General features: G+C 44.8%; 11 protein-coding genes. 2 read left to right on the forward strand and 9 right to left on the reverse strand.

Annotated features, from left to right (window positions below; translation table 11 throughout):
* The first annotated feature begins 104 nt into the window (after positions 1-104).
* A complete protein-coding gene (locus CWO13_RS12420) occupies positions 105-2450 on the forward strand; it encodes a PilZ domain-containing protein (protein WP_048658142.1) in 2346 nt (781 codons plus the stop codon).
* A 111-nt stretch (positions 2451-2561) separates the two neighbouring features.
* Here CWO13_RS12420 and serB read toward each other — a convergent pair whose 3' ends face one another.
* Entirely contained in the window at positions 2562-3542 is a 981-nt protein-coding gene (gene serB / locus CWO13_RS12425) for a phosphoserine phosphatase (protein ID WP_108083033.1), read from the reverse strand.
* A 109-nt stretch (positions 3543-3651) separates the two neighbouring features.
* Between serB and CWO13_RS12430 the strand changes: the two genes are divergently transcribed.
* A complete protein-coding gene (locus tag CWO13_RS12430) occupies positions 3652-4263 on the forward strand; it encodes a YtjB family periplasmic protein (RefSeq protein WP_076655999.1) in 612 nt (203 codons plus the stop codon).
* 96 nt (positions 4264-4359) lie between these two features.
* Here the strand turns inward: CWO13_RS12430 and deoD are convergent, their stop codons facing one another.
* From deoD to prfC, 8 genes are all read right to left on the reverse strand, one after another.
* Positions 4360-5079 carry a purine-nucleoside phosphorylase gene (deoD, locus tag CWO13_RS12435; protein WP_102433377.1) on the reverse strand — a complete coding sequence of 240 codons (720 nt, stop codon included), beginning with the start codon at positions 5077-5079 and terminating at the stop codon, positions 4360-4362.
* 64 nt (positions 5080-5143) lie between these two features.
* Positions 5144-6364: a phosphopentomutase gene (locus tag CWO13_RS12440; RefSeq protein WP_048658145.1), complete on the reverse strand. Its 1221-nt coding sequence runs from the start codon at positions 6362-6364 to the stop codon at positions 5144-5146.
* Positions 6365-6440: 76 nt separating this feature from the next.
* Positions 6441-7769, reverse strand: coding sequence for a thymidine phosphorylase (gene deoA / locus CWO13_RS12445; RefSeq protein ID WP_102433378.1), 1329 nt, complete (start codon positions 7767-7769; stop codon positions 6441-6443).
* Positions 7770-8006: 237 nt separating this feature from the next.
* Positions 8007-8783 (reverse strand): deoxyribose-phosphate aldolase, encoded by a 777-nt coding sequence (gene deoC, locus CWO13_RS12450; protein WP_102433379.1) that lies wholly within the window; start codon positions 8781-8783, stop codon positions 8007-8009.
* A 521-nt stretch (positions 8784-9304) separates the two neighbouring features.
* Complete coding sequence (locus CWO13_RS12455; RefSeq protein WP_060982613.1) at positions 9305-10567, reverse strand: NupC/NupG family nucleoside CNT transporter; 1263 nt, start codon at positions 10565-10567, stop codon at positions 9305-9307.
* Positions 10568-10771: 204 nt separating this feature from the next.
* On the reverse strand, positions 10772-11602 hold the full coding sequence (locus CWO13_RS12460) for a TatD family hydrolase (RefSeq protein ID WP_108083034.1): 831 nt from the start codon (positions 11600-11602) through the stop codon (positions 10772-10774).
* Entirely contained in the window at positions 11583-11738 is a 156-nt protein-coding gene (locus CWO13_RS23475) for a DUF5363 family protein (RefSeq protein ID WP_157933150.1), read from the reverse strand. The genes CWO13_RS12460 and CWO13_RS23475 overlap by 20 nt, the downstream gene beginning before the upstream one ends.
* 105 nt (positions 11739-11843) lie before the next feature.
* Positions 11844-13424, reverse strand: a complete 1581-nt coding sequence (prfC, locus tag CWO13_RS12465) for a peptide chain release factor 3 (RefSeq protein ID WP_048658149.1) — start codon at positions 13422-13424, stop codon at positions 11844-11846.
* Between the last annotated feature and the right edge of the window lie 96 nt (positions 13425-13520).

Raw genomic sequence — 13520 nt, forward strand, 5'->3', positions numbered from 1 at the left:
ACCGTACGGGTGAAAATAAACGTTGCAGTCATACCACTTATACTTAAAGATCGATTTAAACTAGTCGATAACATAAATGCACCGTCCATTCTAACAAGAAAAGTATGCAGCAATCTGAAATTCTATCTGTAGCAGAACGTCTTATCCCGGCCTACCACGCCGAAGATTTCGAATTCCTTCTTTCTCAAATGACAGAAGGCGAATCTCCGTCTCTAAAACTGCTGGTTAAAATGGAACTGAATCGTATCATGGCTCCGTGTACAAAGAGCATTGATTTACGTGGGCGCATTGATAATGAATGTCGTCAGTTCACGTTAGACGGCCGTAAACACTGGCTCGATGACATCGCTTTAAACGCGTATCAACGTGGCACTAAAAAGTTTAAAGGTTACACAGAAGGCGCATGGGAGTTAGTAATGACTCCGCGAACTCAACCAATGAGCGTTGTTAAAACATCTTCTCAAGGTAACCACGACATTACTAGCGCCAATAGCCCGTACGAAGCTGAAGCGATTAATCTAGGTTACGACTTAAAGCGTCAAGAGAACAGACTCAAGATTAGCTCACAGGTTGAGATCACCACATCGAAAGGGCAAAGCCTACATGGTGTAACGGTTGATATTTCTCCGTCGGGCGCAAAGTTCAAGGTGCCAAGCGCCTTTCGATACAACCTCGGTGAGATCATCAGCGTTAAATTCTCAGAGCTTATCGAAAAGTCCCAAGAAAACGATGTTAACCAAGCTGTTGAATTTCGTGTTTTGGGTATCGACGAGTCTTATGAGAACAACGCGGTCAAATTTCTAAGAACCATCAAGGTAAGCGACAACAATGTTGTGGCTCGCTTACTCGATGAGTCTTTAAATAGCATCAGTAAGAAAACCAGCCATGAGAACCAAGATAGGATCATTCGAACTCGTACGCGAGGAATCGAACACACCTATCTAAAGCATACTTGTAACCTTCCGCTGTTCTTCAGCGGCAGTGAACTAAAGCTTGCCCTACTGACGGATAACAACCATCCGTTGTGGCAATACTGGCACGACGAGCGAAATCAACAAGCGCTGGGCACCCTGTTCAACGAGCAACGTATGAACCTGCTGGCGAAACCAGGAGTGAAGGGAACCAGTAACGTTATCTACTCTTTTACCCATGAACACCAAAACAAGACCTTGTTCTATTCAATGATGCTACCTGAAGCCTCTCGCGAACAAAGACAACTGTTTTGGCACATTGGCGGTAAACGTAAAAGTTGGAAGGCGTTCAAGTTCTCAGTTTTCGAACTTTCAGACACCGAGCAACAAGCGTTAGCCAAACACTCGGATACTCTGGCTCAAAGCTCAGCGCAACTGACGCATTGCGGTATCTTGCAAGAAATTGGCGATCACGAAAGTGCGGCTGATTATCTGTTAAGTGAAAAGCCACGTATTCCAAGCAGTGAACTGAACCGCTTTCGTCACCCACGCACTGTGGTTGGGAATATTCAAAGTATCTACTTTGATTCTCAGACTCGCCGTAAAGAACCGAGATACCAATTTAAATCACCGTTACAACTTACGTCACAAGATGGCGCTGCGGCAAGCGGACACACTTTAGATATCTCGAAGCGTGGACTGAGCATTAACCTTGAACACCCAATGGTCCTCAAGATTAATGATCCGGTATTGGTGAACTTCAATGAACTGCAGCTCTATGACAAGAACCTGCCATTGAGCACCGTGCCTTACCATGTGATCCGAGTGAGCCCGAATGGCCGCAACGTACAGCTGGTTATTGCCGAGAACGCGAAGACGATGCGTACTATCGCTTTCCTAAATGGGCTTATCGATCAGAACCAAAGCAAGCTGATTAAAAAGAAAGAGATACTGCCAACCAACTCGTTGCTCGAATCGTTACACAATATATTGCTTAGCAAGATGGTCAGTAACCCTATCTTCATTGATAAGCCAAGCTCTACATTGCGCTGTAAGATCATAGGTGTGAACTTCCCATTGAATAAGCACCTAACGTTGCTAGCTAAACTTGGACACAACCAAAAGTTCTCTCTAGAGCCGATCTTTAAGGGCCACACTAGCTCGCTACTGGCTGAACCGCTGAAAAGAATCGAAGGCGCAGAGCCCAAACACCATGACGTGTATATTGCTGCGGTAAAGTTTGGTGACAAGATCCAATCGGTGCATACCAAGTTGGTGAAAGATTTCACCTCAGCAAAAGAGCGCATCTTATTCATTAAGAAGGCGCAGCACTTGGGTGATGTGTATGTATTGCGAGTCACCACGGCACCTATCTTTAATCCGCTAACAAGTTTATTCCAATCGGATTTAGAAGAGCTTTCACGCATCAGCATGCACCAAGCTAAGAAACTAGAGAACGAGATCACCGCTTTTATCGGCTATGGTGAGATTGAAGACATCACAGATGAAGTGTTGATTCGATTAGAGCTTACTCGTTAGGTTAATCTCCATTGACTGGATTGGAAAATAGAAAAAGCAGGCTCATCGCCTGCTTTTTTTGTATCTGATCTCGACTATAACTTCCGGCAAATACAACTTCCCAATCAAGCCTTAAGGTTTTGCCTGCCAGCTGATTTTTTGCTGCTTAGCTAATACACCCGACAAGATACAAAGCACACCACCTAAACCTGCGTAACGAATAGCGGTTTGAGCTTGCTGCTCTACTTTGGGTTTCGCGTGGTAGGCAATGCCTAAACCTGCAGAGCCCATCATCACCAAGTCATTGGCACCATCGCCCACAGCAACGGTATTGTGCAGTTCCAATTCGTACTCTTCAGCCAACTCTACCAAGATATCGGCTTTGGTTTGCGCCGAAACCACGTCACCCAACACTTCCCCCGTCAATTTACCCTTAACGATTTCTAGAGTATTCGACTGAGCATGGTCAAGATCCAAGGTATCTTTCAGGTAGTCAGAGAAGTAAGTAAAACCGCCTGATGCAATCGCCGTTTTCCAGCCAAGCTTATTAAGCGTGTTCACAAGCCCAACCAGATCTGGCATGAATGGCAAAGACTGGCGCACTTGCTCTAATATCGACTCATCCGCACCTTTCAGTGCTCCTACTCTTTGGCGTAAGCTCTGTTCAAAGTCGAGCTCACCTTGCATTGCTCGTTCGGTGATTTCAGAGACTAACTCTCCCACTCCAGCCAGTTTGGCAATCTCATCGATACATTCAATTTGAATCGCTGTGGAATCCATATCCATCACGATCAAACCTGGCTTAGATAAGTCTGGGACCTCGCTAAGGCAAGCATAATCAAGCTTTAGCGCTTGGAGGATTTCTTCATGTGCTGGTGTTAGGTTGCCTGACATCAAAGCCACTTCATAATGCCCAACCTTCCACGTATCGAGGATGGTGTTGTAAGTGCCAGTGAAAAAGTCGATGTCGTCGAAAGATTGTGGAGATAGGTACTCACCAAACACAATCCAATTAGCTTTGGATTTAGCGAGTTGAGAAGCGAAACGAGTCTCGGGGAGTCGAGTTAATAATGTCGTATGCCTTTTTATCGGCAGATATTTCTGAGCGTCCATGTGTATGATTCCTAATTAACTATGCTAAACGTTAACCTATTGCAATTTGAAAACGCAAGTCTCAATATGTCTTAATCATAACATTTGTTTATTTCAGGCTTCGTGAAACATGAATGAATCATTGTTCTCAATACGTAACGCTTTACGAATGCTAGCCCTCATTTTGTTGGCTACCATGTTCGTTGTAACGATTAAAAATACGGTCGTGATCAGTAAAGGTAACGAGAAGATCCAAGCAAAACAGTTGGAAACCCTTACCAAGCTGCTTATCTCTCAGGCATCACTTTCTGCCAGCAAGATGATCACGCAACAAGACCAAGAGCGATTACTTGATCTTACTAATCAGCTGTCTCAAGACCGACTGGTGTTCGATACCACCATCTATGATGCAGAGGGTATCCGACTGGCTTCGAGTGAAAAAGCGCTCTCGGTGCGCGAGGTTCTTGGCTTAGATACGCCACTTTCAACAGCAAGTATTGGCAGACAACAATTAGTTGAACCTATTTATTCACCGGAGAAAACGATCATCGGCTTTATTCGAGTGACCTTCGAAACCGGTAAGATGACAGCAATTTCTGATCACCATTATCGAAAAAGTGATCGCTATATGATCGGTATGGTGTTGATGGGGTTTGTGAGTGGTGTGCTGTTCATTATGCTGATTCGCAGAAGGCCAACCAAGTCTGGTGAGAACTTACTGTTGAAGAATGTAAGCTCATAAACATCGCGTTTAACTTATCCAATAAAAGCCCCGACGCTCAGGCAGCAACGGGGCTTTTTGTTATCTGTTCACTTATCAAGCTAAGACAAATCAAGATTATTCTTGGTCACCAAGCAACACAGAGTCTAGTGCGATAACCATCATGTCGTTGAAAGTCGTTTGACGTTCATCTGATGTAGTTTGCTCACCAGTCTTGATGTGGTCAGAAACAGTACAAATCGTTAGCGCTTTCGCACCGTATTCAGCACATACGCCATAGATGCCAGCCGCTTCCATCTCTACGCCAACAATGCCATATTTGTCCATCACTTCGAACATTTCTGGATCTGGCGTGTAGAACAACTCAGCCGAGAACAGGTTGCCAACTTTTACATCAACACCACGTACTTTTGCTGCATCTTCTGCCGCACGTACCATTTTGTAGTCTGCGATAGCTGCGAAGTCGTGACCTTTAAAGCGAATACGGTTCACTTTTGAGTCAGTACATGCGCCCATGCCAATAACCACATCACGCACTTTGATATCTTCGCTCACTGCACCACAACTACCCACACGAATGATCTTTTTCACACCAAAATCTTTGATTAGCTCAGTCGCGTAAATAGAACAAGATGGAATGCCCATACCATGTCCCATAACCGAAACCTTACGACCTTTGTAAGTACCGGTGTAACCAAACATGTTGCGAACGTCGCACACTTGAACCACTTCTTCTAAGAAGGTTTCAGCGATGTATTTAGCACGTAGCGGGTCGCCTGGCATTAAAACTACGTCAGCGAAATCACCCATTTCAGCATTAATATGTGGAGTAGCCATTGAAAATATCCTTAATCTCAAAACAAAAAAGAAGAGAGAGGTTTCCCTCTCTCTTAGTTAACTATTATAGGAAGCTTGTACCGTGTCCCATTGGCGATGTGCCAAAGTATGACGCTAAGCTTTGGCCGATATCAGCGAACGTATCGCGACGACCTAGAGAACCCGCTGGAACCTTCTGACCGTAAACAATCACAGGGATGTGCTCACGAGTATGGTCTGTGCCTGGCCATGTCGGATCACAACCGTGGTCTGCCGTTAGGATAAGTACATCATCTTCTTTCATCATATCGATGATTTCATTGATGCGACCATCGAAGTACTCAAGTGCCGCTGCGTAACCAGCAACATCACGGCGGTGGCCGTAAGCTGAGTCGAAGTCAACGAAGTTAGTAAACACAATCGTGTTATCGCCCGCTTCATTGATCGCTTCTTTAGTCGCTTCAAATAGCGCAGGGATACCTGTTGCTTTAGTTTTCTGAGTGATACCACAGCCTGCGTAGATATCAGAGATTTTACCGATTGAGTGAACGTTACCGCCCTTCTCATCAGCAAGTTTCTGCAGGATAGTTGCTGCAGGTGGCTCAACAGAAAGATCACGACGGTTACCTGTACGCTCAAATTGACCTTTACCCGGGCCAACGAACGGACGCGCGATAACACGACCAATGTTGTAGTCTTCTAGCTCTTCACGAGCAATCTGACAAAGGTCTAATAGGTTTTGTAGGCCGAATGTCTCTTCGTGACAAGCGATCTGGAAAACAGAGTCCGCAGAAGTGTAGAAGATTGGCAGGCCAGTCTTCATGTGTTCTTCACCTAAGTTATCTAGGATTTCAGTGCCTGATGAGTGGCAGTTACCCAAGAAACCAGACAAACCTGCACGCTCAAGGATGCGGTCAGTCAGCTCTTTTGGAAAGCTGTTCTCTTTGTCGGTGAAATAGCCCCAGTCAAACAATACTGGTACACCAGCGATTTCCCAGTGACCTGATGGCGTGTCTTTACCAGAAGACAGTTCAGCAGCGTGACCGTAAGCGCCGATGATTTCAGCGTCTGCATCCATACCAGGAGCAAAACGACCTGTAGACTCTTTATGAGCCATTGCTAAGCCTAGCTTAGACAGGTTTGGTAGCGTCAGAGGACCTTTACGATCTGCATTGTCGGCAAGACCTTGGTCACAATGATCTGCGATGTGACCCATAGTGTCAGAACCTACATCACCGAATTTATCTGCATCCGCTGTTTCACCGATACCGAATGAATCTAAAACTAAAATAAATGCTCTTTTCATTTTCTTCACCAACTTATTGCTCTTTGCACCAGAACTCTGTTTATCGGCATACACGAGGTATGCCGATACCTGTTATTTACACGTCTTCAGAACGAATCTGACGGTAAACGTCTGGCGTTGCTGTATATTCTCCGCCCACAGTGATTGCATTTTGTAATGCTGTTGCAGCTTCTTGCCACTGTTGTTCGTTGCGAGCATGAATCATTGCTAATGGTTTATCTTCACTTGCTACTTCACCAAGACGAATGAAGTGATCAAAACCGACTGCGTAATCAATGCTGTCAGTTGCTACGCGGCGACCACCGCCCATACCAACTACAGCCATACCAATTGCACGAGTATCCATTGCTGATACTACACCGCTTTCTAGCGCGTACACTGGCTTAACAATTTCTGCTTTTTCTAGGTAGTTATCGTAGTTCGCTACGAAATCTGCTGGGCCACCAAGGCCCGCTACCATCTTACCAAAGCACTCTGCTGCTTTACCGTTATCCAGTACTGCCATCAGTTTTTCGCGCGCTTCGTCTGAATCTTTTGCAAGGTTACCCAACACCAGCATTTCAGCACACGATGCCATCGTAATTTCTAGCAAACGTGGGTTTCGGTATTCACCCGTTAAGAATTGAACCGCTTCACGAACCTCTACTGCGTTACCCGCTGAAGAAGCTAGAACTTGGTTCATGTCCGTTAGAATTGCTGTTGTTTTAGTACCTGCACCGTTTGCTACTGCAACGATAGATTTCGCTAGCTCTTCTGACGCTTCGTAAGTCGGCATGAAAGCGCCTGAACCTACTTTTACATCCATCACTAGAGAATCAAGGCCAGCGGCCAGTTTCTTAGATAGGATTGAAGCCGTAATTAGCGAGATGTTATCTACGGTTGCTGTGATATCACGAGTTGCGTAAACACGCTTGTCAGCAGGAGCTAGATCGCCTGTTTGACCGATGATAGCCACGCCAGCATCTTTCGTTACTTCACCGAACACTTCGTTGGTTGGTGTAATGTTGTAACCCGGGATAGATTCTAGCTTGTCTAGCGTACCGCCAGTGTGGCCTAAACCACGACCAGAGATCATTGGAACGAAACCACCACATGCTGCCACCATAGGGCCAAGCATCAGAGAAGTTACGTCACCAACACCACCAGTAGAGTGTTTATCAACGATTGGGCCATCAAAGTTCATGTGGCTCCAGTCAATCACCATACCTGAATCACGCATTGCACAAGTTAGTGCGATACGTTCTGGCATTGTCATTTCATTAAAAAAGATAGCCATTGCAAATGCTGCAATTTGGCCTTCAGAAACCGTGTTCTTAGCTACGCCTTGAATGAAGAAGTTAATTTCTTCTGTGGTCAGTACTTCGTTATCACGTTTTCTGCGAATAATTTCTTGAGGTAGATACATTAGTGCCTCCCAAACTCTAGTGAGTATGGTTTGTAGGGAAAGAGGTAATATGGAGTGACTTAACGTCACTCCATCAAACAGACTTGTTATTTTCAATACTCTAAATATTTGGCGTTACAGCTAGGCGACCAGTGAGTTCATTCCTATGAGCATAGAGGCTCTATGTGATTAGGACGGCCGGCGAACCGGTGAACTTACGCAGTCAACAACGCTGCGGCGTCAAATATGACGAGTAAATTAGTATGCTGCTGGATCAGCAGTTTGGTCTGTCACTTCTAATGTATTAAGAAGGTTAGTCAGTAGGCTTGAAGCACCAAAACGGTAGTGCATGTTGTCTGCCCACTCAGCGCCTAGTAGCTCATCAGCCATTGCTAGGTAAGCTTGAGCATCTTCAGCTGTACGAACGCCACCAGCTGGTTTGAAACCAACTGTTTTAGCAACGCCCATGTCACGAATAACTTCAAGCATCATGCGCGCGTATTCTGGAGTCGCGTTTACTGGCACTTTACCTGTTGAAGTTTTGATGAAGTCTGCACCAGCTTCGATACAGATTTGAGAAGCTTTCTTGATCAGTGCTTCTTCTTTCAGTTCACCTGTTTCGATGATCACTTTAAGCGTAATGTCACCACAAGCTGCTTTACACTGTTTAACTAGCTCAAAGCCAACTTCTTCGTTGCCAGCAATAAGAGCACGGTATGGGAATACTACGTCAACTTCGTCTGCGCCGTACGCTACCGCTGCTTTTGTTTCTGCAACAGCAATTTCGATGTCGTCATTACCATGAGGGAAGTTAGTTACAGTCGCAATGCGTACTTCTGGAGTACCTTGCTCACGCAACGCTTTCTTAGCTGCTGGGATAAAGCGAGGGTAAATACAGATTGCAGCGGTGTTGCCTACTGCAGTCTTCGCGTCATGACAAAGCGCCACTACTTTCTCAGTAGTATCGTCATCATTTAGCGTAGTTAGGTCCATAAGTTTAAGTGCACGTAGAGCTGCTGCTTTTAAATCGCTCATTTCTATCTCCGATCAATATATTCAAATAGTTAACTACTTCGCCATCCATCCAGTATAGATGGATATTTTAGTAATGCTCAGTAGTCACAAATGAACGGACTTGGTTCCTTGAAGACTTGATAACTTTCGCTACCAATTGCAATCCTTGTCACCGCACAGTACCAGTTTGGTCTATGGCACAACAAATCAGTCATGTTGTGTCTAACATCTATAGCGTATCGCTAAGTTTGGCTTAATCCCAGAAGAATAACCTTTGGATGAATCCAAGCGGTCACTTTCTTGCCAAAAGAGACATCCTATCCCTTAAGCTTATACATTATAGGTATCCATCAATAAATTGTAGTGCTCCTTAGAACGCAAACGGTTTGTATCTCAAAAAAACATTCTAGACCCATTATTGAATCCCAGCATCGCTCGTGCTCATACTAAAAATCACTAGGCCTAAAAACAAAAAAGCCCCGCAGCAATTTCTTGCTACGGGGCGATATTATTATGGCGTCTATATATCTAAATCTACTTGATTAGAAAGATAGGAAGAAGCCAGCAATTGTTGCTGCCATCAGGTTAGATAGAGTACCAGCAATAACCGCTTTAACACCCATACGAGCGATGTCGTGACGACGAGCTGGTGCAATACCACCTAGACCACCAAGAAGAATCGCAATTGAAGAAAGGTTTGCGAAACCACATAGTGCGAATGCGATGATAGCTTGAGTCTTCTCAGACATCACTTGACCAGTTGCTGCAACAACTTGAGCATTTTCACCAACGTATGGTACGAAGTTTAGGTATGCAACGAATTCGTTAACAACTGTCTTCTGACCAATGAAAGAACCAGCGATAGTTGCTTCTTCCCATGGAACACCAATGATGAATGCTAGCGGTGCGAAGATCCAACCTAGAAGAAGTTCTAGAGTTAGGTTTTCCATACCGAACCAACCACCGATGCCACCTAGGATACCGTTGATTAGAGCAATTAGACCGATGAATGCTAGTAGCATTGCACCAACGTTAAGAGCTAGTTGTAGACCAACTGATGCGCCACCTGCTGCTGCGTCGATAACGTTAGCTGGTTTGTCATCGCCACCGTCCATTTCGTCAGCGATGTTGTCGTCTGGCGTATCTGTTTCAGGCTTGATGATTTTAGCGAATAGTAGACCACCAGGTGCTGCCATGAATGACGCTGCAACTAGGTACTCTAGAGGTACACCCATAGATGCGTAACCTGCTAGTACACCACCAGCTACAGAAGCCAAACCACCACACATTACTGCGAATAGTTCAGAGTTAGTCATTTTAGGAACAAATGGACGAACAACTAGAGGTGCTTCTGTTTGACCAACGAAGATGTTTGCTGCTGCAGACATAGACTCGGCGCGAGAAGTACCTAGAGCTTTCTGAAGACCACCACCTAGAACTTTGATTACAATTTGCATTACACCAATGTAGTAAAGTACAGAGATAAGTGCAGAGAAGAAAATCAGAGTTGGTAGTACTTGGAAAGCAAAGATGAAACCGATACCGTCAACTGAGAAGTTAACTAGGCTGCCGAATAGGAAACCAGTACCGTCTTTACCGTAGTCGATCACGTTTGCTACACCAGCAGAGAAACCTGCAAGTAGATCACGACCCCAAGGGATGTAAAGTACGAATGCACCAAGTGCGAATTGGATAGCGAAAGCGCCACCCACTGTTCTTAGATTAATAGCTTTGCGGTTGTCAGATAGTAGTACTGCGATTGCAATCAGTGCAACCATTCCGACGAGGCTCATAAACAGGCTCATAGTTTATGACTTCCTTATTAGTTATTTATTGGCGTGTTACAAAATGGGGCTATAAAGCGGAGGCAATTATACTCATGCGACCACTAATAAAGTAATGCCATCCTCACACTTTCGTACAAGATTCATGTACCATTCACACACAAATGTGAGCCAAATCACAAGCTCAATGCAATTTACGCAAACGATAAACAAAAACCCTCGATTTTATTCACATATACCGAATGAGCGATGGCTATTTTGCCATATTTGCGCTGCAACCGATTGCTTTGTCTCATTTCTAAGCAAAATAAGTTCATTTAATATCGTAACTAAATATTTGGAATGATTAACATTTCCTTGGTTTCCGTACACCGGCATGTCCGGAGCATCCGTTTCCAATACCAAGCATTCAAGGGGCAATTTTGCGATAGTTGTGCGTGTTTTTTGCGCTCTTGGGTAAGTTATCGTTCCACCGACGCCAATATAGAAACCGAGCTTGATCCACGCTAAAGCTTGCTGTTCACTCCCTGAAAAACCGTGAATCACCCCACCAAAAGTAAAATTATGCTGCTTTATTAACTCGATCAGTCGGTTGTAAGACTTCCGTTCATGGATGATTAAAGGCAACTCAAAGGTCTTAGCTAGCTCCATTTGCTGGACAAAAAAACGCTCTTGTTTTTCCCTTTCGACGCCCACAAAGAAGTCGAGTCCGCACTCACCTATCGCGACACATTGGCTGTTTTTTGAAGAGAGTAATTGGCGAAGTTCTTCAAATTGCACCTCATCCGCTTGCTCTAAAAAGTAAGGATGGAAGCCTAGCGCGTAATAAACATTCGGGTAGGATTGCGCAATTTTTTCAAGCTTACGCCAGTTATTTTGGCCTATAGAAGGGATGAGTATTTTCTCAACTTGGGCTTGTTTCGCTTCTTCAAGGTAGCGATCAATACTTTGATCAAGTGTAGTTCCCTGATCAATTACAATATGTTGCTCAAACGCCTCAAAATCCGCATGGCAATGAGTATCAAACAGCGGAAAGTCACTTATTTGCTGTGTCATATTTTCCATTCTCTGCTTTCTGGCCTTGAAGGTCACGACGATAAGGTACACAGCTACGCTTATTTTCAGGCGTTAAGCCAAGCTCTTCACACCACTTATCGTATTTCTTAATCCAAGTTTTTATCCAACCCAACATACTTGCCTTTAACCTCAGCTTTTGAACCTTAAATAAAACGCATTAAAAAACGCCTATTGCAGAACAATAGACGTTTTTGTTTAACTCGAATAGAGCGCGGAGTAATTAGTGCTCGCGCGTCGCTCGGAATTGAACTTCAGGGAAACGTTCAGAAGCTAGATTCAAGTTCACCATAGTTGGTGCGATGTAAGACAGGTTGTCACCACCATCTAGCGCAAGGTTAGATTGGTTCTTACGTTTGAATTCTTCTAGTTTCTTAGCGTCATCACATTCAACCCAACGAGCTGTTGCAACGTTAACACCTTCGTAGATAGCTTCTACGTTGTATTCCGCTTTCAAGCGCGCTACAACCACGTCGAACTGAAGTACACCAACTGCACCAACGATCAGGTCGTTGTTCTGCATAGGACGGAATACTTGTACTGCGCCCTCTTCTGAAAGCTGAACTAAGCCTTTTAGAAGCTGCTTCTGCTTCAGTGGATCACGTAGGCGAATACGACGGAATAGCTCAGGCGCGAAGTTAGGAATACCAGCGAACTTAAGGCTCTCACCTTGAGTGAAGGTATCACCAATCTGGATTGTGCCGTGGTTATGCAGACCGATAATATCGCCCGCGTATGCTTTTTCAGCACGTGCACGGTCACCCGCCATGAAGGTTACCGCATCAGAGATACTTACGTTCTTGCCAGTACGAACATGGTTCATCTTCATACCTTGGTTGTAAGTACCTGATACGATACGCATGAATGCGATACGGTCGCGGTGTTTAGGGTCCATATTTGCTTGGATCTTAAAGACGAAACCAGAGAACTTCTCTTCTGTCGCTTCAACATCACGCTCGTTCGCTTGACGCGTTTGAGGAGCAGGTGCCCATTTCGTTAGACCATCAAGCATGTGGTCAACACCGAAGTTACCTAATGCGGTACCGAAGTAAACCGGCGTTAGTTCACCAGCAAGGAACAGTTCGTGGTCAAACTCAGGGCAAGCACCGATAACAAGCTCTAGCTCTTCACGTACGCTTTCCGCAAGATCAGAGCCTACCGCTTCATCTAGCTCTGGGTTATCTAGACCTTTGATGATGCGAACTTCTTGGATCTCATGGCCATGGCCCGATTCATACAAGATCGTTTCATCACGGTGAATGTGGTAAACACCTTTAAACTCTTTACCACAACCAATTGGCCATGAGATAGGAGCACAAGCCATACCTAGCTCGCTCTCAACTTCATCAAGCACTTCCATTGGGTCACGAACGTCACGGTCAAGTTTGTTCATAAACGTTACGATTGGCGTATCACGTAGACGTGTTACTTCCATTAGTTTACGAGTACGATCCTCGACACCTTTCGCAGCATCGATAACCATCAAACAAGAGTCAACCGCTGTTAGCGTACGGTACGTATCTTCCGAGAAATCTTCGTGTCCTGGAGTATCTAGTAGGTTTACTAGGCAATCATTGTATGGGAATTGCATTACCGACGTAGTTACCGAGATACCACGTTCTTTTTCCATCTCCATCCAGTCAGATTTAGCGTGCTGGTTAGAGCCACGGCCTTTTACGGTACCCGCTTTTTGAATCGCGTTTCCGAATAAAAGAACTTTTTCAGTAATCGTGGTTTTACCCGCATCCGGGTGAGAGATAATCGCAAACGTTCTACGTTTGCTCACTTCTTGTTGGAAAGACATAGTCGCCCTTTGCTGATCTAAAGCGTAAAAAGGGCAAGTAGATAATACTTGCCCTTGAATTCTGTGTGCGGATTATACAGAAAGCGTGTCACTTTC

The sequence above is a fragment of the Vibrio sp. ZF 223 genome, assembly GCF_003050585.1.
In the GTDB taxonomy this organism is placed as follows: Bacteria; Pseudomonadota; Gammaproteobacteria; order Enterobacterales; family Vibrionaceae; genus Vibrio; species Vibrio crassostreae.